Below are 25,804 nucleotides of genomic sequence, written 5' to 3'. Positions count from 1 at the left end.
CAATATTTGCCCCGGAGGGGCTATTCTGACGGAAAGACAATAGAAACTGGCGGCGGATGCGGCAAGGCCCGCGGAACCATTGACATTTGCCGCTTTAGCCCCCTTTCAGGCAAGGAAACCTGCGTTTTGCGAGAACTGGTTCGAACCAACGATATGGTGCTGGTGTCGGCGATCGGCGCGCTGCTGGACGGCGCCAACATCCATCATCTGGTGCTGGACCAGAACATGAGCATCATCGAGGGCTCGCTCGGCATTTTGCCGCGGCGGATCCTGGTCCATGAGGACGACGCCCAGGAGGCTCGGGAGCTCCTCACCGAAGCCGGACTCAGCCACGAACTGCGCGGCGATGAGTGAGGCCGCCGATATTACCGAGGACGCCTTTCTCGGCGGGCAATTGCGCCTGAGGCAGAAACGGACTGGCCACAGAGCCGGGCACGACGCCATTCTGCTTGCGGCGGCGACCGAGGCCCGCCCCGGGGACCGCGTGGTCGATTTCGGCGCCGGAATCGGCACGGCCGGGCTGGCGCTGGCCCGGCGCGTCGCTGGTATCGGGCTGAGCCTGGTCGAGATCGATCCGGAGCTGGCCGAGCTCGCGCGCGCCAATGCGGCCGCGAATGCGCTGGCCGCCGAGACCATCATGCTCGACGTCACGGCCGATGCCACGGCCTTTGCGGCCTACGGGCTGTCGCCCGACAGCGTCGACGTGGTGCTGATGAATCCGCCCTTCAACGATCCGGCTCGGCATCGCGGCTCGCCGGATCAGGCGCGTCACACCGCGCATGTGGCGACGGAGGAGACCCTGCATGCCTGGGTGCATGCAGCTCGGCGCATCCTCCGATCGAATGGTGTGCTGACATTGATCTGGCGCGCAGATGGAATCGCCGATGTTCTGGCGGCGCTGTCACGTGGCTTCGGCAGCCTTTCGATCCTGCCGGTTCACGGTGAGTCGGGGCGGCCCGCGATCCGCGTGCTGGTACGTGCGGTCAAGGGCGGCCGGGCTCCGACGCGGCTGCTGCCGGGGCTGATGCTCAACGACGCGTCAGGCGTGTCTAAAAAAGAGGTGACGGAGATTCTGGAGGGGAGAGCGGCCTTGCCGCTGGTGGAACCGTGATGGCTTACTGCGGAAGCGATTCCGACTGCTGCTCTTGCGGGGACGTCAAGCGGATCGCCATGAACAGCGCACCGATCAGCAGCATCAGCAGATAGATTTTCATGGTGTTCTCCGCTGCCTCATTGCAGCCTCCCAACGGGAAATCTGCAAAACACGTTCCAGGCACTTCCAATGACAGTCGCGTGATAAGAATTGGTTAATCAGAGGTAACGGCATGGCCGAACAATTGAACGATCGTGAGAGTTCCGGCCTGGCCGACAAGCTCATGCAATATCTGCCGGCGCGCTTCCGCCCCGGCACGGCCGTCGTGCCGGTGGTGCGGCTGTCGGGTGTGATCGGTGCGGTGACGCCGCTGCGCCCGGGCATGACGCTGGCGGGCGTTGCGCGGGTGCTGGAGCGCGCGTTCTCGTATCGGCACGCCAAGGCGGTGGCGCTGGTGATCAACTCGCCCGGCGGCTCGCCGGTGCAGTCGCGCCAGATCTATCTGCGCATCAAGCAGCTCGCGGCGGAGAAGAAGCTGCCGGTGCTGGTGTTCGTCGAGGACGTTGCGGCGTCCGGCGGCTACATGATCGCCTGCGCCGGCGACGAGATCATCTGCGATCCCTCTTCGATCCTCGGTTCGATCGGCGTGGTCGGCGGCAGCTTCGGTTTCCAGGAGGCGATCAAGCGGCTCGGCATCGAGCGGCGCCTCTACACCGCCGGCGCGCACAAGGCGATGCTCGATCCGTTCCTGCCCGAGAATCCGGATGACGTCGCCAAGCTGAAGGCGCTCCAGCGCGAGATCCACCAGATCTTCATTGCGCTGGTGAAGGAGAGCCGGGGCGCGCGGCTGAAGGGCGACGACGACACCCTGTTCACGGGCGAATACTGGGCCGGCGAGAGCTCGGTCGCGCTCGGGCTTGCCGACTGCATCGGCGATCTCCGCTCAACTCTTCGTGCCCGTTATGGCGAGAAGGTTCTCACCCCCGTGATCGCCCAGCCGACCGGGCTGCTCTCCGGCCTTTTGGGGCGGAAATCCCCCGGCGCAGGGCAGCTTTCGGCCCTGGAATCAGTGGCCGGCCTGCCGGACGAGCTGATCTCGGCGGTGGAAACCCGCGCGATTTGGGCAAAATTCGGGTTCTAGGCAACACCCTCCCGCGCCATTTGGTCCGGCCCGAGCCAATTGCGGCGCGGGCCGGTCTGCGCAAGAATGTGCGTGGGGGTTGAACACTCAACGAGGATCGACCGATGCCGCCGTTCGTCGCTTTCGCGGGCGTGCTGGGTGGGCTTGCCGTGGTCCGCTGGGCCTACAAGACCGCCGTCCGGATCAACCAGGAGCTGGAGGAGATGCGCCTCTCGCGCGTCGCTGAAGCCGCTCATGCCGGGGATATCCAGACGTTGAAGCGTGACCCCGTGACCGGGGCTTACCGACCGGGTTAGGGGGCCCTTCCGCTCAATCGTCATTCCGGGGCTCGCGAAGCGAGAACCCGGAATCCATCGAACCACAGAGCCGGCGGCGCAATGGATTCCGGGCTCGCCCTGCGGGCGCCCCGGAATGACGCCCGAATCCACCCCCCTTTGCCTTGATTCCCACCCCCGCCGTCGATACGGTCCCGCGCGATTCAAACCCCCCCGCGAGAGCCTGATCTGACGATGGACGCCTCATTGCCCGCCCATATGCGCCCGGAACGCTCGTTCCAGGGTTTTATCCTCGCGCTCCAGCGGTTCTGGGCCGAGCAGGGCTGCGTGATCCTGCAGCCCTACGACATGGAGATGGGTGCGGGCACCTTCCATCCGGCGACCACGTTGCGCGCGCTCGGGCCAAAGCCCTGGAACGCCGCCTATGTGCAGCCCTCGCGCCGGCCCAAGGACGGCCGCTACGGCGAGAATCCGAACCGGATGCAGCACTACTACCAGTTCCAGGTGATCATGAAGCCGTCTCCGCCGAACCTTCAGGAGCTGTACCTGAAGTCGCTCGCCGCGATCGGCATCGATTCCGCCGTGCACGACATCCGCTTCGTCGAGGACGATTGGGAGAGCCCGACGCTGGGCGCCTGGGGCCTCGGCTGGGAGTGCTGGTGCGACGGCATGGAAGTCAGCCAGTTCACTTATTTCCAGCAGGTCGCCGGCTTCGAATGCGCGCCGGTTGCGGGCGAGCTCACCTACGGGCTCGAGCGTCTCGCGATGTATGTGCAAGGCGTCGACCGCGTCTACGACCTCAACTTCAACGGCCGCGACGGCGATGCCAAGGTCACCTATGGCGACGTGTTCCTGCAGGCCGAGCGGGAATATTCGAAGCACAATTTTGAAGTCGCCGACACCGCGATGCTGTTCGAGCAGTTCAAGATGGCGGAAGGCGCGTGCAGAAAGTACCTGGAGGCCGGCTGGAAGGACGATAAGCGCGAGGCGCATCTGATGGCGCTGCCCGCCTACGACCAGTGCATCAAGGCCAGTCACGTCTTCAATCTCCTGGACGCGCGCGGCGTGATCTCGGTGACGGAGCGGCAGAGCTACATTCTTCGCGTGCGCGAGCTGGCAAAGGCCTGTGGCGAAGCCTGGATCCATACTGAAGCGGGCGGAGCGGCCTGATGCCCGATCTTTTGCTTGAACTGTTCTCCGAAGAAATCCCCGCGCGCATGCAGGCCAAGGCGGCCGACGATCTGCGCCGCATGGTTACCGACAAGCTCGTCGCCGAAGGCCTGGTTTACGAGGGCGCCAAGGCGTTCGCGACGCCGCGCCGCCTCGCGCTCACCGTGCACGGCATCCCGGCGCGCCAGCCTGACCTCAAGACCGAACGTCGCGGTCCGAAAATCGGCGGCCCGGATGCGGCCGTGCAGGGCTTTCTGCGGGCGACGGGTCTGAAGTCGCTCGATGAGGCCAAGATCCAGCGCGACCCCAAGGGCGATTTCTACATCGCGCTGATCGAAAAGCCCGGCCGCGATGCGATCGACGTGCTCGCGGAAATCCTGCCCGTCATCATCCGCACCTTCCCCTGGCCGAAATCGATGCGCTGGGGCGCACGCTCCGGCAAGCCGGGCTCGCTGAGCTGGGTGCGCCCGCTGCACGCGATCACCGCGACGTTTGGGCTCGAGACCGAAGAGCCTGACGTCGTGAAGTTCGAGGTCGACGGCATCGCGACCGGCCAGACCACCTACGGCCACCGCTTCATGGCGCCGGACGCGATTTCCGTGCGTCGTTTTGAGGACTATGAAGCGAAGCTGAAAGCTGCAAAAGTCATCCTCGATCCGCAGGCGCGCAAGGACATCATCTTCGCCGACGCCAAGGAGCTGACCTTCGCGCAGGGCTTCGAGCTGGTCGAGGATCAGGTGCTGCTCGACGAGGTCTCGGGCCTCGTCGAATGGCCCGTCGTCATGATGGGCTCGTTCGAAGCGGAATATCTCGCGATCCCAGACGAGGTGATCCGCGCCACCATCCGCAACAACCAGAAGTGCTTCGTCGTCAAGGATCCCAAGACCGGGAAGCTGACGAACAAGTTCGTCCTCACCGCAAACATCGAGGCGACCGACGGCGGCAAGGTCATCGTATCAGGCAACGAACGCGTGATCCGTCCGCGCCTGTCGGATGCGAAGTTTTTCTACGAGACCGATCTGAAGACGAAACTTGAGGAGCGTCTGCCGAAGTTCGAGCAGATCGTGTTCCACGAAAAGCTCGGTACCCAGGCCGAACGCATCAAGCGCATCGAGCGACTTGTCGCCAAGATCGCGCCGCTGGTCGGCGCCGACGTCGCCAAGGCGACGCGCGCCGCGCATCTTGCCAAGGCCGACTTGCTGACCGAAGTCGTCGGCGAATTCCCTGAAGTCCAGGGCCTGATGGGCAAGTACTACGCGCTGGCGCAGGGTGAGGATGCGTCCGTCGCTGCGGCCTGCGAGGAGCACTACAAGCCGCAAGGTCCCGCCGATCGCGTGCCGACCGATCCAGTCAGCGTTGCGGTGGCCTTGGCGGACAAGATCGATACGCTTGTTGGCTTCTGGGGTATCGATGAAAAGCCGACGGGATCGAAGGATCCATATGCCCTTCGCCGCGCGGCATTGGGCGTGATTCGCCTAATCGTTGAGAACTCACTGCGGTTGCCGATTTCGGGGACAGCGTGGACCGCATTGTCGGGGTTTCCCAGCAAGACGATCACTGTTGACGTTGCGCAGGTACCCAAGGATCTGCTCGCTTTCTTCGCCGACCGCCTCAAGGTCCAGCTCCGCGAACAGGGCGCGCGTCACGATCTCGTCGACGCCGTGTTCGCGCTCGGCGGCCAGGACGATCTTCTCATGATCGTCCGCCGCGTCGAGGCGCTCGGAAAGTTCCTCGACACCGACGACGGCAAGAACCTGCTCGCCGGCACCAAGCGCGCCAGCAACATCCTCTCGATCGAGGAGAAAAAGGACAAGCGAACGTTTGATGGTGCGCCCGATGCCGCGCTTTATGGCCTCGATGAGGAAAAGGCGCTGGCCAAGGCGATCGGCGAGGTGCAGGCGGAAGCAAGCGCTGCGGTCGCCAAGGAAGACTTTGCCGCCGCGATGAGCGCCATGGCAAAACTGCGTCCGCCGGTCGATGCGTTCTTCGAGAAGGTCCGCGTCAACGACGACGATGCGAAGGTGCGCGAGAATCGTCTGAAGCTGCTGAACGAGATCCGCAGCGCCACGCGCGCGGTGGCGGATTTCTCGAAGATCCAGGATTGAGGTCGCGGCTATTGCGGCTCTCGTGCCCCGGACGTTGCGCAGCGCGCCGCCCTTCGCGGCGTGATGCGCAGCTAAGCCGGGGCCCATGCCGGCCGCGTGGCTCGCAGCTTCTGGGTCCCGGCTCTGCGTCGCAACGCTTGCGCGCTGCGCCTTGGCCGGGACACGCCAGCGCCCGCAAAAAGCCCCGCCCGGCGGGGGGAAGACCGGGCGGGGCCGGATGTCCGATTTACACTGCTCGCGCCAACCTGATTGAAGTGACGCGCCGGACATCTAGTCGATCAGTGCCAACAGCCGATCAGTGCTAGTCCAGCACCTCGACAATGCGGCGCGAGCGCGGCTCGACCAGCACGGTTTCGCCGTTCACGACGGTGTAGCGGTAGGTGGTGGCGCCGAAGCGTTGCGGCACGTCATAATAGGTGACGCCTGCCTCGGGTAATGTCGTGCCGACGATGATGCGATCGGGAATGCTGAAGGCGGGCACACGCTGCTCGACGACGTACTCGCGGAAGGCCGGCCGCTGTTCGACTGCGATGGTTGGGCCGCTGTCGATCACGGCGGGCGCGCGTCCGACGGTGACACCGCTTTGCGCCTGCGCCGTAAGGGGCGAGCCGATCGCGGCCGCGAGCGCTACAAGAGCGAGAATCCTGTTCCGCATGGACAACTCCTTCGACGTGATTTTATTTTCGGACGCGCCAATGGCGCAACCGGTTGGCCAATGCATGCCCCCTTGGCAATGTTCCGGAAAAGGGCCGCCGCATCAGAGGCAATTTCAGGCAGTTTTCGTGGGTGCCGGAACTCGCATCGCGCCTTGCGCGTCTCTACTCGCGGAACCGGGAGGGCTATGATCCGCCCGCGATTCGCCTCACCTCCACAGAAAGATAGTTCATGCACATCACCGTCGCCCACATTTCGCCGATCCTGTCGTTGATTGCGGGCGTGCTCATCCTGATCATGCCGCGACTCCTCAACCTGATCGTCGCGATCTTCCTTATTGTGAACGGTGCGATCGGGCTCGGGCTCCTGAAATGGCTTCACCTCTAGGGGTGTTCATTTTCCGGAACTGTCTGACTTGCGCGGGCCCGTTCAAAATGGTGTAAGGCCCGCGAAATCCCATTCCTCTCGCAGGTTGTGTGCAAGCTATGGCCAAAGCCGCCTCGAAGCCCAATAAAACTCCAGCGAAATCAAAGTCTTCCGCTAAGGCGAAAGCCGCACCGGCAGCCCGCAAGGCGCTTGCCAAGAGCGCGCCCAAGCCGGTCGCCAAAGCCGCTGCAAAGCCGGCCGCAAAGGCTGCTGCCAAGCCGGCTGCGAAGGCGGTGACCAAGGCGGCTCTGCCGAAGGTCGCTGCGAAGCCTGCACCGAAGAAGGTTGCTCCTGCCAAGGCCACGCCAGCCGCGGGCAAGGCCGGCAAATGGGTGTACACATTCGGTGACGGCAAGGCCGAGGGCCGGACGGAGATGCGCGACCTGCTCGGCGGCAAGGGCGCGAACCTTGCCGAGATGGCCAATCTCGGCCTGCCGGTGCCTCCGGGCTTCACCCTGCCGACCTCGGTCTGCACCTACTTCTACGCCCACGACAAATCCTACCCGAAGGAATTGCAGTCGCAGGTTGAGAAGGCGCTCGACTATGTCGGCAAGCTGACCGGCAAGACCTTCGGTGATGCCAGGAACCCGTTGCTCGTCTCCGTGCGCTCCGGCGCGCGCGCCTCGATGCCGGGCATGATGGATACCGTGCTCAATCTCGGCCTCAACGACCAGACCGTGGAAGCGCTGTCGGAATTGTCGGGCGATCGCCGCTTCGCCTATGACAGCTATCGCCGCTTCATCACCATGTATTCGGACGTGGTGCTCGGCTTCGAGCATCATCACTTCGAGGAAATCCTCGATACCTTCAAGGACGGCCAGGGCTACACGCTCGACACCGACCTCACCGCCGACGACTGGGTCGAGCTGGTCGGCAAGTACAAGGACGCCGTCGCGTGCGAGACCGGCAAGGACTTCCCGCAGGACCCGCACGATCAGCTCTGGGGCGCCATCGGTGCGGTGTTTTCATCCTGGATGAACGCGCGCGCGGTGACCTACCGCAAGCTGCACGACATTCCGGAATCCTGGGGCACCGCGGTCAACGTGCAGGCCATGGTGTTCGGCAACATGGGCGAGACCTCGGCGACCGGCGTTGCCTTCACCCGCAATCCCTCGACCGGCGAGAGCAAGCTCTACGGCGAGTTCCTGATCAACGCGCAAGGTGAGGACGTGGTGGCGGGCATCCGCACGCCGCAGGACATCACCGAGGAGGCGCGCCAGGAATCGGGCTCCGACAAGGCGTCGATGGAAGCGGCGATGCCGGAGGCCTTCAAGGAGCTGACGCGGATCTACACGCAGCTCGAGAAGCACTACCGCGACATGCAGGACATGGAGTTCACGGTCGAGCAGGGCAAGCTGTGGATGCTCCAGACCCGCGGCGGCAAGCGTACCGCGAAAGCGGCACTGCGCATCGCGGTCGAGCTCGCCAATGAAGGCCTGATCTCGAAGAAGGAAGCGGTCACCCGCATCGATCCGGCTTCGCTCGATCAGCTGCTGCATCCGACCATCGATCCCAACGCCAAGCGCGACGTGATCGCGACCGGCCTGCCGGCGTCCCCGGGTGCGGCCTCCGGCGAGATCGTGTTCTCCTCCGACGAAGCCGCCAAGCTTCAGGCCGACGGGCGCAAGGTGATTCTGGTCCGCATCGAGACCAGCCCGGAAGACATCCACGGCATGCACGCTGCCGAAGGCATCCTGACTACGCGCGGTGGCATGACCTCGCACGCGGCGGTCGTCGCCCGCGGCATGGGCAAGCCCTGCGTCTCCGGCTGCGGCACCATCCGAGTCGATTACGGCCGCGGCACCATGAGCATCGGCTCGCGCACCTTCAAGACCGGCGACGTCATCACCATCGACGGCTCGCTCGGCCAGGTGCTCGCCGGCCGCATGCCGATGATCGAGCCGGAGCTGTCCGGCGAGTTCGGCACGCTGATGGCCTGGGCCGACCAGGTTCGCAAGATCGGCGTCCGCGTCAACGGCGACACGCCCGACGACGCGCGGACCGCGATCAAGTTCGGCGCGGAAGGCATCGGCCTCTGCCGCACCGAGCACATGTTCTTCGAGGAGACGCGCATCCGCACGGTGCGCGAGATGATCCTCTCCGAGGACGAGCAGTCCCGCCGCGCGGCGCTGGCAAAACTGCTGCCGATGCAGCGCGCCGACTTCGTCGAGCTGTTCGAGATCATGAAGGGCCTGCCCGTCACGATCCGTCTGCTCGACCCGCCGCTGCACGAGTTCCTGCCGCACACCCACGCCGAAGTCGAGGAAGTGGCACGCGCCATGAACACCGACCCGCGGCGCCTCGCCGACCGCGCACGCGAGCTCTCGGAGTTCAATCCGATGCTCGGATTCCGCGGCTGCCGTATCGCGATCGCCTATCCGGAGATTGCTGAGATGCAGGCCCGTGCGATCTTCGAAGCGGCGGTCGAAGCCGAGAAGCGCACCGGCAAGGCCGTCGGCCTCGAGGTGATGGTGCCGCTGATCGCGACCAAGATGGAGCTCGATCTCGTCAAGGCGCGGATCGACGCCACCGCACAGGCGGTGATGCGCGACACCAACACCAAGCTCGCCTATCAGGTCGGCACCATGATCGAGCTGCCGCGCGCCTGTCTGCTCGCGGCCGAGATCGCGGAGAGCGCCGAGTTCTTCTCGTTCGGCACCAACGATCTGACGCAGACCACCTACGGCATCAGCCGCGACGATGCCGCGAGCTTCCTTGGCACCTACGTGTCCAAGGGCATCCTCCCGATCGACCCCTTCGTCGCGCTCGACCAGGAAGGCGTCGGCGAGCTCGTCAAGATCGGCGTCGCGCGCGGCCGCAAGACGCGCCCGAAGCTCAAGGTCGGCATCTGCGGCGAGCATGGCGGCGATCCCGCTTCCGTCGCCTTCTGCCACAACATCGGCCTCGACTACGTCTCCTGCTCGCCCTACCGCGTGCCGATCGCCCGTCTCGCGGCGGCGCAAGCCGCACTCGGCAAGGCGATCGCCAGCCAGGCGTAAGTCAAGCTGACAGGCGTAAGCAGAACTAAAATGCTGGAACGAAAGAGGCGGGGCAAAGCTCCGCCTCTTTTCGTTTGAGGTGACACGCTCGCCTATCGGGTTCGCGAAGCTGTAAGTCCCGTCATCCTCTGTTAGTCCCGTCATCCTGAGGTGCGAGCGGCGCGCCGCGCAGGGAGCCTCGAAGGATGTACGGCCAAGATGCAGCCGGGCCGTCGCCCTTCGAGGGCCGCTGAAGAAGCGGCCACCTCGGGGTGCCGGTGAAACGATGTGCTTGTGGTTCTCGGCACTGATTGAATCGCGAAGCCGCGGCGTACTGGATGCCCCGCTTTCGCGCAGCATGACACCGATGATGCGCAGGTACTTCGCGCAACATCGGGAACTCATCGCGCGTCCCGTATTGATACGTGCGCAAGAGTTCCTTCACCATTCGCGTTGACCGGTTGTTTACCGCTTCACGTGACGACGCATTTACCACCGTGCGCGATCGCCCCGTGAAAACACCTGCAATCGCTTGAGTGTGCTGCACGCGCAACGCCGATTAACGCCCCGGCAACCTAAATTGGATACTTACGATAAAGATCGAATTGCACGGATGTACTGCGTTTCGATTTTTCTGGCGTAAGCGTAGCGTGAGCGTATCGATGTCTGTGTTGCGTAACCATCCGAAGGGCGCGCGGTTCGCGTCCTTCGGCATCGGTCTCTGCATCTTCGCATTGATGCCGAGAGAGACCGGCTATCAGGATATTGCCTCTCTGCTGGCGCGCCAACCCGGCGTCGCCGAGCGTTGGCAGAAGCAGGTGTTCTCCGCGGCGTCCTCGATCCAGCTCGCCACTTACAGTTTTTCCCGCCCCATCGGCACCTCGGTTCCGCAGAGCGCGATGGTGCGCCTGGCAAGCCTCGATGGCCGCGACGTCACCGGCGCGATCAGCCGCAATCCGGCGCTGCAGGCCGCGCCGCGCTACCAGGCTTCCGACTTTCCCAAGGTCGATCGCTCCATGAAGGGTGATCGCCTCGCAACAATTGCACCGACCGAGACTCCCGAGACGGCCGCGCCGGCTGCGGCACCGGCGCAGCAAGATCCCGCGACGTCGAACAGCTCGGTGTTCGGCGCCAAGACCGCCGCGCTGCCGCAGGCGATGTCGCCGGAATCCGCGGCCGCGCTCGATCCCGAGCTTCAGGAAGCGCTCCGCGCGCCGCCGCTGCCGCAATATTCCAATCCACCGCGGGCTAGCGACGCTGCGCGCGCGCTCGCGACCGCGCCGCTCGAGGCGTTCAAGCGGGCCCCGGCCGCAGCCGCGCCCTCGCGCGATCCCTTCAGCGTCAAGACCTCCAACCTGTTCTTCGGCAGTTCCTCGCTCGGCGGCAATCTGGAGAGCATCGAGAGCTGGCAACCCGGCGCCGAGCCGCTGATCGTGATGCCCGATCCCGACATGAAGGTGACGGCCTCGCTGTCGCCGCCGACGGCGGAGATCGCCAGGGATATCGAGAGCGGCGAGAGCGTTGCGCCGAAGGGCGAGGTCAACGCCGACAACCAGCGTACGAGATCGCCGGCGGAGCGGCTCGCGCTCGACGACAAGTCGCGCGCGAAGTCCGAGAAGTGCCTTGCGGAAGCCGTCTATTTCGAGTCGCGCGGCGAGGCCGTGCGCGGGCAGATGGCGGTGGCGCAAGTGGTGATGAACCGCGTGTTCTCCGGCAAATATCCGGATACCGTGTGTGGAGCGGTCTATCAGAACAAGCACCGCCATCTCGCCTGCCAGTTCACCTTCGCCTGCGACAACAATGCCGACGTGATCCGCGAGCCCGAGATGTGGGAGCGCGCCAAGAAGATCGCGAAGGCCATGCTCGACGGCCAGATCTGGCTGCCCGAGGTCGGCAAGTCCACGCACTATCACGCCTATTGGGTGCGTCCGTCCTGGGTCGCCGAGATGAAGAAGATGTACAAGACCGGCGTGCACACCTTCTATCGGCCACGCGCCTGGGGCGACGGCAGCGAGGAGCCGAGTTGGGGCACGCCAGCCCAGACCGCTGCGCTGTCGGCCGAGCTCGCGCAGGAAGCCAAGAGCTCTGCGGAGATGGGCGTGAGCGAGCGGCGGTAAAGACATCCGATTGCAGCCGCAATGAAAGTGCGCTCCCTCTCCCGCTTGCGGGGGAGGGTTGGGGAGGGGGTGTCTCCGCAGGCGAGAACCCCCGTGTGGAGAAAGCCCCCACCCGGCGCTTCGCGCCGACCTCCCCCGCAAGCGGGAGAGGTGCAGCCTGCCCGGGGTTAAGGCCGTTTTCTCACGCCTCGATATCCAGCGCACAGTCAAAATTCGGGGCCGAATGCGTCAGCGTGCCTGAGGAGGCGTAGTCGACGCCGGTCGCCGCGATGGCCGCGATTGACTCCAGCGTGACCCCGCCGGATGCCTCCAGCTTGAGGCGACCCTCGTTGATCCTGACGGCCTCGCGCAGCGTGGCAAGGTCCATGTTGTCGAGCAGCACGGCGTCGGCAAGTCCGGTATCGAGCACCTCGCGCAGTTGCGCCAGCGTATCGACCTCGATCTCGATCTTGACGAGGTGGCCGGCGTGGCTGCGGGCGCGCTCCAGCACGGCACCGATGCCGCCGGCGACCGCGATGTGGTTGTCCTTGATCAGGATCGCGTCGTCGAGCCCGAAGCGGTGGTTGAAGCCGCCGCCGCAGCGCACCGCGTATTTCTCCAGCGCGCGCAGCCCCGGCGTAGTTTTTCGCGTGCAACAAATCCGCATGTTGGTGCCTTCGGTGCGGGCGACATAGTCGGCCGTGAGCGTCGCGACGCCCGACAGGCGGCCGACGAAATTCAGTGCGGTCCGCTCCGCCGTGAGAATGGCGCGCGCGGGGCCCGAGATCGTCAGCACCTGCTGTCCACGGGCAACGCGCGAGGCGTCGCGGACATGCGCGCGCACGTCGATGTCGGACGAAAGCTTCTGCAACGTCGAGAGCGCCAGCGGCAAGCCGGCGATCACGCCGGACTGGCGCGCGACCAGAATGGCTTGCGCCCTGGTCGCCTCCGGGATCGTCGCCAGCGAGGTGATGTCGCCAGCGCGGCCGAGGTCCTCGTCGAGCGCGCGTTGCACCGCTTCGTCGATCGCAAGCGGTGAGAGAAAGGCGTCGGGGTTGAGCAGTGAGGTCGGGGCGATCATGGGGACTCCATCAGGCGATCATGGGTTGCGCAACGCGCGGCAGGGAGCTCAGGCTTTCCGCGACCTCGCGCGCCGCCGTGAGCGTCGTCATCGTTCGCTGCGCCAGCGCAGGGATTTCAGCCGGGTGGTCGGAGCGGAAATGCGCGCCGCGGCTCTCGCGCCGGCTCCACGCAGAGGCTGCAGCGAGCAGGGCCGAGATCGCCATGTTGCGCAGCGCGATGCTCGTCGCCTCGCGTTCGAGCGCAGCGAAATGATGCACGGCATCGGTGAGGCCGTCGCCCTTCCGGACCACGCCGACATGTGCGCTCATCATTGCGCGCAGCCGCTTCACGGCCGCAGCATCCGGCGTGCCGCCGCGCGACGCGACCGGTGCGTCGGGGAGGCGGGCAGGCGCGGGGATCGAGTAGCCGGCGATGTCATCGGCGATGCGCGCCGCGTAGACCACCGCCTCCAGCAGCGAATTCGAGGCGAGCCGGTTGGCGCCGTGCGCGCCGGTGGACGACACTTCGCCACCGGCCCAGAGCCCGTCGATCGAGCTGCGGCCGCGTCCGTCCACGGCGATACCGCCCATGTGGTAATGCGCGGCGGGCGCAATCGGGATGATCTGCGTGGCCGGATCGATGCCGGCGGCGATACAGCTCGCATGCACGGTCGGAAATCTGTCGGCGAAGCGCGCGCCCAGCGCCTGCCGCGCGTCGAGGAAGGCACCGCGCCCGGCCGCGATCTCGGCGAATACGCCGCGGGCCACGATGTCGCGAGGCGCGAGCTCGGCGAGCGGGTGGCGCGCGATCATGAAGCGCTCGCCGTTGCCGTTGATCAGTATCGCGCCTTCGCCGCGCAAGGCTTCGGTCGCGAGCGGTGCCGGATCGCGGCCGACCATGATGGCGGTCGGGTGGAACTGCACGAATTCCGGATCGGCGATCACGGCACCGGCACGCGCGGCGATGGCGAGGCCGGAGCCACTGGCCTCGAGCGGATTGGTGGTGACGGCATAGAGATGACCGATGCCGCCGGTGGCAAGCACCACGGCGCGCGCAGCGAGCAGGAACGGCTTTGCCTGGGAGTTGCCGGCCTCGCGCAATTGAAGACCGGCGACGGCACCGTGCTCGGTCAGAAGCGCTTCGGCGACGAGCCCTTCGATGAGGCGGATCGACGGCGTGCGGCGCACCGCTTCGCTCAAGGCCGCAATGATCGCGGCACCCGCCCCGTCGCCTCGCACATGCACGATGCGCCGCGCCGAATGTGCCGCTTCGCGTCCCACGGCGAGCCTGCCTTCGAGATCGCGATCGAACGGGACGCCATAGCTCAGGAGATCGTGAATGCGCGGCGCGGCCTCGCGCGCGATCCCAAGTGCGACCGCCTCGTCGACGAGGCCGCCGCCGACCGCGATCGTGTCAGCAGCATGCGCCTCCGGCGTGTCGCCCTCGGCCACCGCCGCGGCGATGCCGCCTTGCGCCCATGCGGAGGATGCGCCCTGTCCGAGCGGCGCGGCCGAGATCAAGGTCACCGGCCGCGGCGCGAGCTTCAGGGCGCAAAACAGTCCGGCAAGGCCGCCGCCGACGATGACGATGTCGTCGGTGCGGGTGAGATTGTGGATGTTAGTCATTGTTCTCTCCATTCACTCCGCTGTAGTCCCTGCGAAAGCAGGGACCCATACGCCGCGGCGGATGTTGTTACGCGAAGCTGCGCGTTGCCTTTCTTTGCAACCACATCTCCCTGTGGTTATGGGTCCCGGATCTGCGCTCCGCTCCGCTGCGCTTGTCCGGGACGACAGTCGTGTGTGACGCGGTGTGTGCTGCCCTCAATTCTTCAGATTGATCATCCGCTCGACCGATCGCCTTGCTCGTTCCGCAAGCGCGGGATCGATGGTGACTTCCTCGCCAAGCGTCAGCAGGCTCTGCAAAATGTTCGCGAGCGTGATGCGCTTCATGTGCGGGCAGAGATTGCAGGGGCGCAGCATCTCCACGTCAGGCAGCTCGGCCCGCACATTGTCGGCCATCGAGCATTCCGTGATCATCACCAGCCGTCGCGGCCGCTTTTCGCGCACCCAATTGATCATGTGCGCGGTCGAGCCGGTGAAGTCGGCCTCCGCCAGCACGTCCGGCGGACATTCGGGATGTGCGATGATCTGGACGGACGGATCGGCCTCGCGAAAGGCGCGCAGCTCTTCGCCCTTGAAACGCTCGTGCACCTCGCAGGCGCCTTTCCAGGCGATGATCTTCACGTCGGTCTTCGAGGCCACGTAAGTCGCGAGATAGCGATCGGGCAGGAAGATCACGCTTGGCGCATTCAGGCTCTCGACCACCTGCACCGCGTTCGACGAGGTGCAGCAGATGTCGACCTCGGCCTTCACCTCCGCCGAGGTGTTGACGTAGGCGACGACAGGCACGCCCGGAAATTTTTCACGGAGCAGGCGAACGTCGGCGCCGGTGATGCTGGCGGCCAGCGAGCAGCCGGCGCGCGAGTCCGGGATCAGCACCGTCTTGTCCGGGTTGAGCAGTTTCGAGGTCTCCGCCATGAAGTGCACGCCACACTGGACGATGATGCCGGCCTTCACCTTGGTGGCTTCGACCGCGAGCTGGAGCGAGTCGCCGCCGATGTCGGCAACGCAGTGGAAAATTTCCGGGGCCTGGTAGTTGTGCGCGAGGATCACCGCGCCCCGCGCGCGCTTCAGCTCGTTGATCGCCTGGATCGTCGGCGCCATCAGCGGCCACTCGATCGGCGGGATCACATGCTTCACCCGCTCATAGAGCGGCGCGGTCGCACGCTCGACCTCCGGCGTCCATTCCAAGGCAGGCGCGGGCAGGGGCGGGCCCGTTCGCGCGGGTGCCGCGCGGGGGGAGGCGGTGACGTGGCCGGTGACTTGGCCGGTGATTTGGCCCTGCGGCCGGTTGGCGAAGTCGTCGGGGCCGTAAATTCCGGTGATCGGCATCGAAGCCTCCCTTGCATGTCAATTATACTCAATCTGAGTATATTAGAGGCCCAAATAATCCGGCCGAGAGGCCAGCGCGGACTTCATCGAGATCCTAATATACTCATATTGAGCAAATCAAAGATAACATGCTCGGCCGGGGATCGCCAGATCCTGCTGCACACATTTCCGTCAAAGCCCCGGGATGACGCGTCAGGCGAGGCCACATTGAAACGCAATGCTCCCGCGGCAGCTCCCCGTGGAATGCAATCGTTTTTGATTTGGGGTTTTCATGCAGATGCATTAAATGACCCGTTCGCGGCAGCTTCTTTGCGAATCCGCCAATGACAGACGAGGAACACATGTCGACATCAGCGGGCGAACTCGCTCCGGCCTCACGTTCCTCCAGCTGGCGTACCCCCGCCGTCATCATTCTCTGCGGCTGTGCGATCGGCATGCTCGGCTTCGGTCCGCGCTCGGCGCTCGGTTTCTTCGTGCAGCCGATGAGCCACGAATTCTCCTGGGGCCGCGACGTGTTCGGCCTCGCCATCGCCTTTCAGAATTTGCTGTGGGGACTGGGCCAGCCCATCGCCGGCGCGGTCGCCGATCGCTTCGGGCTGTTCCGGGTGATGTGCGTCGGTGCTCTGCTCTATGCCGGCGGCCTCTTGCTGATGCGCTATTCCTCGACGCCGCTGTCGCTCAACATCGGTGCGGGCGTCATGGTCGGTTTTGGTCTTGCCGGCTGCTCGTTCAACCTGGTGCTGTCGGCGTTCACCAAGTTGCTGCCCGCCGAGAAGCGCGGCCTCGCGCTCGGCGCCGGCACGGCGGCGGGCTCGTTCGGCCAGTTCCTGTTCGCGCCGATCGGCGTCGCGTTGATCGACAATTTCGGCTGGCAGCAGGCGCTCTCCGTGTTCGGCTTCCTGATGTTGCTGATCATCCCGCTGTCACTGGCGCTCTCGACGCCGCCGGCTGCAACGACGGCCAATGCGACGCCGGCGGATGAGCAGACCTTCACCAGGGCGCTCGCCGAAGCCTTCGGTCACCGCTCCTATGTGCTGCTGGTGCTCGGCTTCTTCACCTGCGGATTCCAGCTCGCCTTCATCACCGTGCATCTGCCGGCCTTCCTGGTCGATCGCGGCATCTCCACGCAAACCGGTGGCTGGGTGATTGCGGCGATCGGCCTGTTCAACATCATCGGCTCGCTCAGCGTCGGCTATCTCCAGAACTCGCTGCCCAAGCGCTACATCCTCTCGACCATCTACTTCACGCGCGCGCTCGCGACACTCGCCTTCATCTCGTTCCCGATCACGCCGTTCTCGGCGATCGCGTTCGGTGCGGTCTCCGGCCTGACCTGGCTGTCGACGGTGCCGCCGACCTCGGCGCTGGTGGCGCTGATGTTCGGCACGCGCTGGCTTGCGACGCTGTACGGCTTTGCCTTCGTCAGCCATCAGGTCGGCGGCTTCCTCGGCGTGTGGCTCGGGGGCATCGTGTTCGAGCGCTTCGGTTCCTACACGCCGATCTGGTGGCTCTCGATCCTGTTCGGGGTGCTCTCGGCGCTGATCAATCTTCCGATCGTGGAGAAACCTGTCGTTCGGGCGGTTGCGCAGCCTGTGTGATCGGCTAAACATTCCCGACAAACAAGTCAGGGAGTTCAGTCGTGGCCACATTCAAGGCGATCCGGATCGACAAGGCGGACAAGGGCACCACCGCCGCGCTGACGCAGTTCGATGAAGCCGAGCTGATGGAGGGCGACGTCACCGTCCGCGTGGAATGGTCGACGCTGAACTACAAGGACGGCCTCGCGCTGACAGGCAAGGCGCCGGTGGTGCGCCGCTTCCCGATGATCGCCGGCATCGACTTCGCCGGCACGGTCGAGGCGTCCTCGCATCCGCAATGGAAGGCTGGCGACAAGGTCGTCTGCACCGGCTGGGGCCTGGGCGAGACTCATCTCGGCGCCTATGCCGAGATGGCACGGGTCAAGGGCGACTGGCTGGTGGCCCTGCCGCAAGGCCTGTCGGCGCGCGATGCCATGGCGATCGGTACCGCCGGCTTCACTGCGATGCTCTCGGTGCTGGCATTGGAGAAGCACGGTCTGTCGCCGAAGAGCGGCCCTGTGGTGGTGACGGGTGCCGCCGGCGGCGTCGGCTCGGTCGCCATCGCCGTGCTCTCCAAGCTCGGCTACCACGTCATCGCTTCGACCGGCCGCGCCTCGGAGGCCGACTATCTGAAGCAGCTGGGGGCAGCCGAAATCATCGACCGCAACGAATTGTCGGCGCCGGGCAAGCCGATTGCAAAGGAGCGCTGGGCAGGCGGCGTCGATAGCGTCGGCTCGACCACACTGGCGAATCTGCTGTCGATGACGAAATACGGCGGGGCAATCGCGGCCTGCGGCCTGGCCGCAGGCTTGGACCTGCCGTCGTCTGTCGCACCTTTCATTTTGCGCGGGGTGTGCCTTCTCGGCATCGATTCCGTGATGTGCCCGATCGAGCCGCGGAAAGCCGCCTGGCAGCGCCTGACGTCGGATCTGGATCGGACGAAACTATCTGAAATCACTCATGAAATTTCTCTCGATCAGGTGCCGGAGTGGGGCGCGAAAATCCTGGCCGGCCAGGTCCGCGGCCGCATCGTGGTAAAAATTGTCTAACGGCGTTCAGACTTTACCAACCAAGCTGCTTCAATGTCGCCATGGTTGGTATGGTAAGCAGCGGGTAAAGAGATAAGGCATCGCCCGCTGCGGGGGTTGGTTCGGAGTTGAGCATGCTTGCGCGTATTGTGTTGGGGGCTGTCACGGCGGCAGCAACGTTTGCGCCGGCCATTGCCGGAAGCATGAACGCCGACGAGGCGCGTCGCTTCGTGGCGGGCAAGGTGTTTGCCTTCACCTGTTTCGACGGCACCCGCGGAGCGGGCCGCATCCTGGACGATCTCGGTGCCGCCGGCGCGGTGCAGTTCTCCGGCGCGGGCCCGGTCAAGCATCTCCGTCTGCCCGGCAATACGCTCCAGATTCGTGGCCAGAACGTCTGCGCCTCGATCAAGGGCATTCCGTTCGAGCCTTGTTTCAACCTGGAAAAGACCGACGATCGCAGCTTCCGCGGCTCGGTGTCCGGCATGGGCTTCGCCTATTGCGACTTCCATCATCAGGGCGGCAATCAGATGCTGATGGCGCGCGCTGCGGCGCGGCCACGCTCGCTGCACAGGGCAGAGCACACCGGTTCGGTCGGCCCGGCCAACACCGAAGTCGCCGCGCGTGTCGAGACGCCGCGCGTCGAGAGCAGCCGGCTCGAGCCGGTGAAGTCGGAGATCAAGTCGGAGCCCGCCAGGAACGACGCCCCGCTCGAGTTGCGCCGCTCGACCCAGTGAGACGGTCGCGGGACCGTCCGCGCACTTTGACGTTGAAGACCTCCATCGAACACGAAGCCGCCGCGCCGTAGTCATACGGACGGCGGCTTTCATGCGTTGGTAGCTGTTCGCGCTCCAGTTTGCGGACGGCCGGGGGGCGCGGCCCGATAAAGGGTTCAACGATGTCGCTGTACTTCTTCCGCATCAGTACCGGTCGCTATTCCGGCGCCGCCGACCAGCCGTACGAGTTCGAGGATCGCGCAGCCGCCTGGACCGAAATGACCGAGGTCTGCGCCAATTTGCTTGGCGGCATCGCACGCAGCCTGAAGCCGAACGCCGAGTGGTGCATGGAGCTGCTCGACGAGAACAAGAAGCCGGTTTTTCGCATCAGCCTGCTCGGCGAGAGCGTGTTCTGACGATCGCGCACGGTGCGACCGGCGTTAACGAGCGCCGATGCGTGCAAATTCGCGAACTAAAGTTCATTGCACGCAAAAGCTGCGGAAATGCAGAAGGTTAGGCGGCTTTTCAGTATTTGTACCTAGCTCACCCGAGCCCCGGCTTAACGTTAATGAGGCACCTCGCGGTTAGCTTTCCCGGGTTGTGCACGCGGTTCGTCGCGGCAAATGCGTAACTGCGAGGATACTTCGATGACGTTCATTCAGAACCTGCGAATTGGCACCAAGCTCGCCGTCACGTCCGCGCTGACCATCGGGCTTGTCGCGCTCATGATCTATCTGCAGATGAGCGGAAACGCCGATGTCCAGAAGCTCGGCAATGCCGCGTCGGGTCAGCAGGCGATCGCGCAGAACGCTGCGGAAGCGAAGGCGTCGGTCCGGGGCATGCAGATCGGCATTCGCGACATCCTGACGTCCGCCTCGGCGGCCGAGATGCAGAAGGCGGTCACTTACTTCAACGACCGGCAGACCGCTGCCACCAAGTTTTCGAACGAAATGGCGAAGCTCTCGCGCTCGCCGGAAAACCGCAAGCGGATCGATCGCCTGGCCGTGCTGATCGGCGAATTCGGCAAGGGCCAGCAGCAGATCGAGGCCATCCGCAAGCAGGAACTCGCGCTGGAAGGAAAGCGGGACGCGGAAACCGCGGAGCTGTTTGCCAAGCTTACGAGTGATATCGATCACATCCGCAAGGGAACGCTGGCGCCGATCAACACGGAGATTTCCGATCTCGCCAACCAGATCACCGATTTCGCCAAGCAGAAGAGCGTCGAAGCGCGTGCGGAAGCGGAAGCCGAGGCGGCCTCGGTTGCCCGGACCTCGCTGATCACAGGCGTGCTGGTCGCGCTCGTGCTGATCGGGACCTGCATCTTCTCCGTCTTCAGCATCGCGCGGCCCATGCGCGCGCTGACCTCTGCGATGGAGAAGCTCGCCGGCGGCGACTTCTCGGTGGTGCTCCCGGGCCTCGGCCGCAAGGACGAAGTCGGTGACGTCGCAGGCGCCGTGGAGACATTCAAGGTCGTGTCCGAGCAGAAGGCGCGCGAGGAAGCGGAAGCCAAGGTGCGGCAGGACGCGATCGCGGCCGAGCAGCGCAAGGTCGAAATGCACAAGCTCGCGGACACGTTCGAGTCCGCGGTCGGCGAGATCGTCGGCACGGTGTCCTCGGCCTCGACCGAGCTCGAAGCCTCCGCCACCACGCTGACCTCGACCGCCGAGCACACGCAGGAGCTCACCGCGCTGGTCGCGGCCGCATCCGAAGAAGCCTCCACCAACGTGCAGTCGGTGGCGTCGGCGACCGAGGAGTTGTCGTCCTCGATCAACGAGATCAGCCGGCAGGTGCAGGAGTCCGCACGCGTTGCGAGCGAGGCGGTCGGCCAGGCCCGTACCACGACCGACCGCGTCGGCGAATTGTCCAAGGCGGCGGCGCGGATCGGCGACGTCGTCGAGCTCATCAACACCATCGCCGGCCAGACCAATCTGCTGGCGCTCAACGCCACCATCGAGGCCGCGCGCGCCGGCGAGGCGGGCCGCGGTTTTGCCGTGGTCGCATCCGAGGTCAAGGCGCTCGCGGAACAGACGGCGAAGGCGACCGGCGAGATCGGTCAGCAGATCGCCAGCATCCAGACCGCGACCGAGCATTCGGTGGGCGCCATCAAGGATATCAGCGACACCATCGAGAAGCTGTCGGAGATTTCCTCGACCATCGCGGCTGCCGTCGAAGAGCAAGGCGCGGCGACGCAGGAGATTTCCCGCAACGTGCAGCAGGCGGCGGAGGGCACTCATCAGGTGTCGTCCAACATCACCGACGTGCAGCACGGCGCGAGCGAGACCGGCTCGGCGTCCTCGCAGGTGCTGGCGGCGGCGCAATCGCTGTCCGGCGACAGCAACCGCCTCAAGATCGAGGTCGGCAAATTCCTCGGCACCGTGCGCGCAGCCTGACGGTGGCGTCTTTCGGCGGTTACTGCTCGCAACCATCACGCGTGAATGCGCGGCGGTTGCTCGCGCGCGTATCTCGACGCCGCGACCGATGCGCGCAGGGTTAACCTTCCGGAAAAGTGGCGCAGTCATGATGCCCGCAACATTTGGGGCGCTGAGTCGCCTTTCGCGTATTGCGTCTCAATCGTTGGAGCACTTTCATGAGTGGCATTTCCATTCGCCTCACTCACAAGGTCATGGCGATCGGACTGTTCGGCCTCATTGGGCTCGTCGCCTTCGGCACGATCTACCAGATTGGCAGCCTCTCTCAGGACACGTCCCGCGACGCTGCTGAAGACGCGCGCAGGCTGTCCGATCTGAACCAGCGGATCTCGCAGCAATTGCTCGAAGCGCGCCGGGCCGAGAAGGATTTCCAGCTCCGTCGCGATCAGTCCTATGCGAAGCGCCATGCCGAACTTGCTTCCGACGTCACCCGCAATCTCGACCGCCTCGGCAGCGCAACGCGGGCGGCAGGATACGCGGCGGTCGGGGAAAAGGCGTCACTGGTCCGCGCCGGGTTCGAGAGATACGTGAACGAATTTGCGGCCGTCGAGCAGGCCGAGGTCAAGCTTGGATTGAACGAAACCCTCGGACTATCGGGCTCGTTGCGCACGGCGGTGCACGACATCGAGACCAAGCTCAAGGAGATCGACGATCCCAGGCTCACCAGCGGCATGCTGACGATGCGTCGTCACGAGAAGGACTTCATGCTGCGCCGCGACCCGAAATATCTCGACGCCCTGAAGAAGACGGCGGCGGAATTCTCCGGGCGAGTCGAGGCTTCGGCGATCCCGCCGGCCGTCAAGGCGGACATCGGCAAGAAGCTCTCCAAATACCAGGATGACTTCGTGGCGTGGGCAGCCGGCGCGCAGGATCTGGCCGCGCACGGCTCGGCAATGTCCAAGGAATTCCGCACCATCGAGCCCGTCCTCGACGAGATCGAAAAGACCGTCAGTCAGCGATACGACGCGGCGCGGGCCGCGGAAGAGTCGATGCGTGCCTCGATCAAGCTCTGGATGTGGGTCGCGCTCGGATGCTCCATCCTGCTGGTGGGGAGCGTGTCCTTCTTCACCGGCCGCTCGATCTCGACAGCGCTGATCGCCATGGTTCACGCGATGACCGGTTTGGCGAGGGGCGACATGTCCGTGGCAATCCCCGGCGTTGGCCGCAACGATGAGATTGGCGAGATGGCTGGCGCGGTCGAAGTGTTCAGGAGCAACATGGTGGAGGCCGACCGGCTGCGCGCCGAGCAGGCCGAAGCGGACGCGCGTGGGCGCGAGCAGCGCAAGCTCGACATGCACCGGCTCGCCGATACGTTCGAGGGCGCGGTCGGCGAGATCATCGAGACAGTGTCGTCGGCGGCCACCGAGCTCGAGGCGTCGTCGAACACATTGACCCACGCCGCCGAGCGCGGCAACGGGCTTGCCACCGCCGTGGCGGCGGCCTCGGAGGAGGCGTCCGCGAACGTACAGTCGGTGTCGTCAGCGAGCGAGGAATTGACCTCATCGGTCACCGAGATCAGCCGCCAGGTGCAGGAATCGGCGCGTGTCGCCGACGTCGCCGTCGGGCAGGCCCAGCGCACCAATGCGCGCGTCGCCGAGCTGACCAAGGCCGCTTCCCGCATCGGCGACGTCGTCGAGCTGATCAACACCATCGCCGCGCAGACCAACCTCCTGGCGCTCAACGCGACGATCGAGGCGGCGCGGGCAGGCGAAGCCGGCAAGGGCTTTGCGGTGGTCGCGACCGAAGTGAAGGCGCTTGCCGAGCAGACCGCGAAAGCCACCGGCGAGATCGGTCAGCACATCGGCGCGATCCAGTCCGCGACAGACGAATCCGTCGGCGCGATCAAGGAGATCGGCGACACCATCGCGCGGATGTCGGAGATCTCGTCGACCATCGCTGCTGCGGTGGAGGAACAGGGGGCCGCCACGCAGGAGATCTCCCGCAATATCCAGCACGCCGCGCAAGGTACTTCCGCGGTCTCGTCGAACATCGCCGACGTCCAGCGCGGCTCCGGCGAGACCGGGGCTGCCTCGGCGCAGGTGCATTCGGCCGCGCAGTCGCTGTCGCAGGAGAGCAACCGGCTCAAGAGCGAGGTCGCGCGCTTCCTGGAGTCGGTGCGGGCGGCCTGAGTCGGCCGCCGCCCGGTGAATGTGGCGACGCGTCGTCTTTCGCGCGGCTGCGGAGAAAATAACGCCCGACGAGGCCGGCCCGTAGTTTTACGTAGGCTCCTGTTAACGCCTGCTTGCAATTATGAGGCGCAATCTTACGGGACAAGAACCAGCCAGCATTGTTGAACTGACCTCCGCCCGGTCGTCCTTCGTGACGCCTGCGGCGCGGGTGACGTGCGCGCTGCCAGGGTATCATCGGGATTTGTCGTGATGTCGAAGTTATCGATCGTCTTCAAGCTTCTGACCGTGTTGTCGATTCTCGTTCTCTCGCTCGCCGGTGTCGGCGTAACGGCGATCGGCACCATGCAGAACATCAACGCTCACACGGTCGAGATCGCGGAAAGCTGGCTGCCGAGCGTGCGTGCGCTCGGCTCGATGCGCGCCGACATCAACGAGCTGCGCGTCGCGCTGCGCCTGCACCTGATGCAGGACACCGCGGAGGGCAAGGAGGCGGCCGAGAAGCGCCTGGCCTCACTGCGGGAGCGCATCGAGAAGACGCGCAAGGTCTACGAGCCCCTGATCACGGCCGCCGAAGAGCGCTCGCTCTACGAGCAATGGGCCAGGGCATGGACCGAATACCTGAATGGCGTGCAGGAGGTGATGGCGCTGTCGCGCAAGAGCGTCGGCCGCTTCCCGGCCGATGCCAACGAAATGCTGCAGACCAAGGTCGCCAAGATGGCCCAGGCTGCCGATCCGCTGCTCCAGAAGGGTATCGAGCTCAACAATCAAGGCGCCGAGACGGAGACCAGGCAGGCGGCCGACAGCTACGCCACCATCTTCCGCGTGCTGGTCGGCATCATCGTCGTTGCCGTCGTGATCGCAATCGGCGCTGCCTATTACCTCGTGCGCGACGTGTCGCGCGGCATTGCTTCGATCATCCGTCCGATGCAGTCGCTCGGCGAGGGCGACCTTTCGGCCGAGGTGCCGCATCGCGGCGAGCGGACCGAGATCGGATCAATGGCGGATGCGCTCCAGATCTTCAAGGAGGCGCTGATCGCCAAGAAGGCGGCCGACGAGGCCGCAGCGGCCGATGCCGAAGCCAAGATCGAGCGCGGCCGCCGCGTCGATGCCATCACCAGCAAGTTCGAAGCCATGATCGGCGAGGTGGTCGGCACCGTCTCCTCGGCCTCGACCGAGCTCGAAGCGTCGGCATCGACGCTGACCAGCACCGCTCAGCGCGGCAAGGAGCTCGCGACCGTGGTTGCGGCGGCCTCCGAGGAGGCCTCCACCAACGTCCAGGCGGTTGCCTCCGCGTCGGAAGAGCTGTCGTCCTCCATCACCGAGATCAGCCGTCGCGTGCAGGATTCGGCGCGGATGGCGGCGGAAGCCGTCGAGCAGGCGGCGCGCACCAACGAACGCGTCAACGCGCTGTCGCAGGCGGCCTCCCGCATCGGCGACGTCGTCGAGCTCATCAACACCATCGCGGGCCAGACCAACCTCCTGGCGCTGAATGCGACCATCGAAGCGGCGCGCGCCGGCGAAGCCGGCCGCGGCTTTGCCGTCGTCGCCTCCGAAGTCAAGGCGCTGGCCGAGCAGACCGCGAAGGCCACCGGCGAGATTGGTGCGCAGGTGTCGGGCATCCAGTCCGCGACGCAGGAATCCGTGAGTGCGATCCAGGAGATCGGCGGCACCATCGAGCGGTTGTCCGAAGTGTCCGCGGCGATTGCCGCCGCCGTCGAGGAGCAGGGTGCAGCCACGCAGGAGATCTCGCGCAACGTCCAGCAGGCCTCGGTCGGCACGCAGGAGGTTTCGGCGAACATCACCGACGTGCAGCGCGGTGCGATCGAGACGGGCGAGGCCTCGGTCGAGGTGCTATCGGCCGCGAAATCGCTGGCAACGGACAGCACCCGCCTGAAGGTCGAAGTCGCCCAGTTCCTGGAATCGGTCCGCGCGGCCTGATCTTCAGGAGCATGATCCGGAAAAGCGTGAAGCGGTTTTCCG

The 25,804-nt window shown here is 65.3% G+C and carries 20 protein-coding genes; 16 read left to right on the top strand and 4 right to left on the bottom strand.

Features of this window, described 5'->3' with window-relative positions; all coding sequences use genetic code 11:
• Nucleotides 1-126 precede the first annotated feature (126 nt).
• The 6 genes from AABA84_RS24430 (at nt 127) to glyS (ending at nt 5,784) form a co-directional block, all read left to right on the top strand.
• Entirely contained in the window at nt 127-354 is a 228-nt protein-coding gene (locus AABA84_RS24430; protein ID WP_018323354.1) for a putative signal transducing protein, read from the top strand.
• Nucleotides 347-1,111, top strand: coding sequence for a tRNA1(Val) (adenine(37)-N6)-methyltransferase (locus AABA84_RS24425; RefSeq protein ID WP_212249327.1), 765 nt, complete (start codon nt 347-349; stop codon nt 1,109-1,111). Before AABA84_RS24430 ends, AABA84_RS24425 begins: the two co-directional genes overlap by 8 nt.
• A 214-nt stretch (nt 1,112-1,325) precedes the next feature.
• Nucleotides 1,326-2,234, top strand: coding sequence for a S49 family peptidase (locus AABA84_RS24420; RefSeq protein WP_212249328.1), 909 nt, complete (start codon nt 1,326-1,328; stop codon nt 2,232-2,234).
• A gap of 104 nt (nt 2,235-2,338) precedes the next feature.
• Nucleotides 2,339-2,530 carry a hypothetical protein gene (locus AABA84_RS24415; protein ID WP_212249329.1) on the top strand — a complete coding sequence of 64 codons (192 nt, stop codon included), beginning with the start codon at nt 2,339-2,341 and terminating at the stop codon, nt 2,528-2,530.
• 213 nt (nt 2,531-2,743) lie between these two features.
• A complete protein-coding gene (locus tag AABA84_RS24410; RefSeq protein ID WP_212249330.1) occupies nt 2,744-3,679 on the top strand; it encodes a glycine--tRNA ligase subunit alpha in 936 nt (311 codons plus the stop codon).
• Nucleotides 3,679-5,784 (top strand): glycine--tRNA ligase subunit beta, encoded by a 2,106-nt coding sequence (gene glyS, locus AABA84_RS24405; protein ID WP_212249331.1) that lies wholly within the window; start codon nt 3,679-3,681, stop codon nt 5,782-5,784. Before AABA84_RS24410 ends, glyS begins: the two co-directional genes overlap by 1 nt.
• Nucleotides 5,785-6,085: 301 nt before the next feature.
• Here glyS and AABA84_RS24400 read toward each other — a convergent pair whose 3' ends face one another.
• A complete protein-coding gene (locus tag AABA84_RS24400; RefSeq protein ID WP_212249332.1) occupies nt 6,086-6,439 on the bottom strand; it encodes a DUF1236 domain-containing protein in 354 nt (117 codons plus the stop codon).
• Between the two features lie 230 nt (nt 6,440-6,669).
• Between AABA84_RS24400 and AABA84_RS24395 the strand changes: the two genes are divergently transcribed.
• The 3 genes from AABA84_RS24395 to AABA84_RS24385 all read left to right on the top strand — a co-directional run bounded on the left by AABA84_RS24395 (nt 6,670) and on the right by AABA84_RS24385 (nt 11,959).
• Nucleotides 6,670-6,825: a DUF3096 domain-containing protein gene (locus AABA84_RS24395; RefSeq protein WP_018648785.1), complete on the top strand. Its 156-nt coding sequence runs from the start codon at nt 6,670-6,672 to the stop codon at nt 6,823-6,825.
• Nucleotides 6,826-6,923: 98 nt separating this feature from the next.
• The gene (gene ppdK, locus AABA84_RS24390) at nt 6,924-9,863 is read left to right on the top strand and encodes a pyruvate, phosphate dikinase (protein WP_338313478.1); all 2,940 of its coding nucleotides are present in this window, start codon (nt 6,924-6,926) and stop codon (nt 9,861-9,863) included.
• 641 nt (nt 9,864-10,504) lie between these two features.
• Complete coding sequence (locus tag AABA84_RS24385; protein WP_212249334.1) at nt 10,505-11,959, top strand: cell wall hydrolase; 1,455 nt, start codon at nt 10,505-10,507, stop codon at nt 11,957-11,959.
• A 181-nt stretch (nt 11,960-12,140) separates the two neighbouring features.
• Here the strand turns inward: AABA84_RS24385 and nadC are convergent, their stop codons facing one another.
• The 3 genes from nadC to nadA all read right to left on the bottom strand — a co-directional run bounded on the left by nadC (nt 12,141) and on the right by nadA (nt 15,951).
• Nucleotides 12,141-13,019 carry a carboxylating nicotinate-nucleotide diphosphorylase gene (gene nadC, locus AABA84_RS24380; RefSeq protein ID WP_338313477.1) on the bottom strand — a complete coding sequence of 293 codons (879 nt, stop codon included), beginning with the start codon at nt 13,017-13,019 and terminating at the stop codon, nt 12,141-12,143.
• Between the two features lie 10 nt (nt 13,020-13,029).
• Nucleotides 13,030-14,625 (bottom strand): L-aspartate oxidase, encoded by a 1,596-nt coding sequence (locus AABA84_RS24375; protein WP_338313476.1) that lies wholly within the window; start codon nt 14,623-14,625, stop codon nt 13,030-13,032.
• A gap of 195 nt (nt 14,626-14,820) precedes the next feature.
• On the bottom strand, nt 14,821-15,951 hold the full coding sequence (gene nadA / locus AABA84_RS24370) for a quinolinate synthase NadA (RefSeq protein ID WP_338308503.1): 1,131 nt from the start codon (nt 15,949-15,951) through the stop codon (nt 14,821-14,823).
• 341 nt (nt 15,952-16,292) lie between these two features.
• On the opposite strand from nadA, the gene AABA84_RS24365 reads away from it, so the two are divergent.
• The 7 genes from AABA84_RS24365 to AABA84_RS24335 all read left to right on the top strand — a co-directional run bounded on the left by AABA84_RS24365 (nt 16,293) and on the right by AABA84_RS24335 (nt 25,762).
• The gene (locus tag AABA84_RS24365; RefSeq protein WP_212249338.1) at nt 16,293-17,546 is read left to right on the top strand and encodes an MFS transporter; all 1,254 of its coding nucleotides are present in this window, start codon (nt 16,293-16,295) and stop codon (nt 17,544-17,546) included.
• Nucleotides 17,547-17,587: 41 nt separating this feature from the next.
• Entirely contained in the window at nt 17,588-18,574 is a 987-nt protein-coding gene (acuI, locus tag AABA84_RS24360; protein WP_338313474.1) for an acrylyl-CoA reductase (NADPH), read from the top strand.
• Nucleotides 18,575-18,687: 113 nt separating this feature from the next.
• Entirely contained in the window at nt 18,688-19,287 is a 600-nt protein-coding gene (locus AABA84_RS24355) for a hypothetical protein (RefSeq protein ID WP_338313473.1), read from the top strand.
• A gap of 161 nt (nt 19,288-19,448) precedes the next feature.
• The gene (locus tag AABA84_RS24350) at nt 19,449-19,682 is read left to right on the top strand and encodes a DUF6894 family protein (RefSeq protein WP_212249341.1); all 234 of its coding nucleotides are present in this window, start codon (nt 19,449-19,451) and stop codon (nt 19,680-19,682) included.
• A gap of 231 nt (nt 19,683-19,913) precedes the next feature.
• A complete protein-coding gene (locus tag AABA84_RS24345; RefSeq protein WP_338313472.1) occupies nt 19,914-21,656 on the top strand; it encodes a methyl-accepting chemotaxis protein in 1,743 nt (580 codons plus the stop codon).
• A 197-nt stretch (nt 21,657-21,853) separates the two neighbouring features.
• The gene (locus AABA84_RS24340) at nt 21,854-23,824 is read left to right on the top strand and encodes a methyl-accepting chemotaxis protein (RefSeq protein WP_338313471.1); all 1,971 of its coding nucleotides are present in this window, start codon (nt 21,854-21,856) and stop codon (nt 23,822-23,824) included.
• Nucleotides 23,825-24,073: 249 nt separating this feature from the next.
• Entirely contained in the window at nt 24,074-25,762 is a 1,689-nt protein-coding gene (locus AABA84_RS24335; RefSeq protein WP_338313470.1) for a methyl-accepting chemotaxis protein, read from the top strand.
• Nucleotides 25,763-25,804 lie beyond the last annotated feature (42 nt).

The organism is Bradyrhizobium sp. TM239 (genome assembly GCF_036247985.1).
Lineage (GTDB): Bacteria > Pseudomonadota > Alphaproteobacteria > Rhizobiales > Xanthobacteraceae > Bradyrhizobium > Bradyrhizobium ottawaense.
This window is presented reverse-complemented; position numbering and strand designations above follow the sequence as displayed.

What these genes read in the sequence shown, in the direction of transcription:
- AABA84_RS24425 (WP_212249327.1), top strand. Translation starts at nt 347, where the DNA reads ATGAGTGAGGCCGCCGATATTACCGAGGACGCCTTTCTCGGCGGGCAA.
- AABA84_RS24420 (WP_212249328.1), top strand. Translation starts at nt 1,326, where the DNA reads ATGGCCGAACAATTGAACGATCGTGAGAGTTCCGGCCTGGCCGACAAG.
- AABA84_RS24415 (WP_212249329.1), top strand. Translation starts at nt 2,339, where the DNA reads ATGCCGCCGTTCGTCGCTTTCGCGGGCGTGCTGGGTGGGCTTGCCGTG.
- AABA84_RS24410 (WP_212249330.1), top strand. Translation starts at nt 2,744, where the DNA reads ATGGACGCCTCATTGCCCGCCCATATGCGCCCGGAACGCTCGTTCCAG.
- glyS (WP_212249331.1), top strand. Translation starts at nt 3,679, where the DNA reads ATGCCCGATCTTTTGCTTGAACTGTTCTCCGAAGAAATCCCCGCGCGC.
- AABA84_RS24400 (WP_212249332.1), bottom strand. Translation starts at nt 6,439, where the DNA reads ATGCGGAACAGGATTCTCGCTCTTGTAGCGCTCGCGGCCGCGATCGGC.
- AABA84_RS24395 (WP_018648785.1), top strand. Translation starts at nt 6,670, where the DNA reads ATGCACATCACCGTCGCCCACATTTCGCCGATCCTGTCGTTGATTGCG.
- ppdK (WP_338313478.1), top strand. Translation starts at nt 6,924, where the DNA reads ATGGCCAAAGCCGCCTCGAAGCCCAATAAAACTCCAGCGAAATCAAAG.
- AABA84_RS24385 (WP_212249334.1), top strand. Translation starts at nt 10,505, where the DNA reads ATGTCTGTGTTGCGTAACCATCCGAAGGGCGCGCGGTTCGCGTCCTTC.
- nadC (WP_338313477.1), bottom strand. Translation starts at nt 13,019, where the DNA reads ATGATCGCCCCGACCTCACTGCTCAACCCCGACGCCTTTCTCTCACCG.
- AABA84_RS24375 (WP_338313476.1), bottom strand. Translation starts at nt 14,625, where the DNA reads ATGACTAACATCCACAATCTCACCCGCACCGACGACATCGTCATCGTC.
- nadA (WP_338308503.1), bottom strand. Translation starts at nt 15,951, where the DNA reads ATGCCGATCACCGGAATTTACGGCCCCGACGACTTCGCCAACCGGCCG.
- AABA84_RS24365 (WP_212249338.1), top strand. Translation starts at nt 16,293, where the DNA reads ATGTCGACATCAGCGGGCGAACTCGCTCCGGCCTCACGTTCCTCCAGC.
- AABA84_RS24355 (WP_338313473.1), top strand. Translation starts at nt 18,688, where the DNA reads ATGCTTGCGCGTATTGTGTTGGGGGCTGTCACGGCGGCAGCAACGTTT.
- AABA84_RS24350 (WP_212249341.1), top strand. Translation starts at nt 19,449, where the DNA reads ATGTCGCTGTACTTCTTCCGCATCAGTACCGGTCGCTATTCCGGCGCC.
- AABA84_RS24345 (WP_338313472.1), top strand. Translation starts at nt 19,914, where the DNA reads ATGACGTTCATTCAGAACCTGCGAATTGGCACCAAGCTCGCCGTCACG.
- AABA84_RS24340 (WP_338313471.1), top strand. Translation starts at nt 21,854, where the DNA reads ATGAGTGGCATTTCCATTCGCCTCACTCACAAGGTCATGGCGATCGGA.
- AABA84_RS24335 (WP_338313470.1), top strand. Translation starts at nt 24,074, where the DNA reads ATGTCGAAGTTATCGATCGTCTTCAAGCTTCTGACCGTGTTGTCGATT.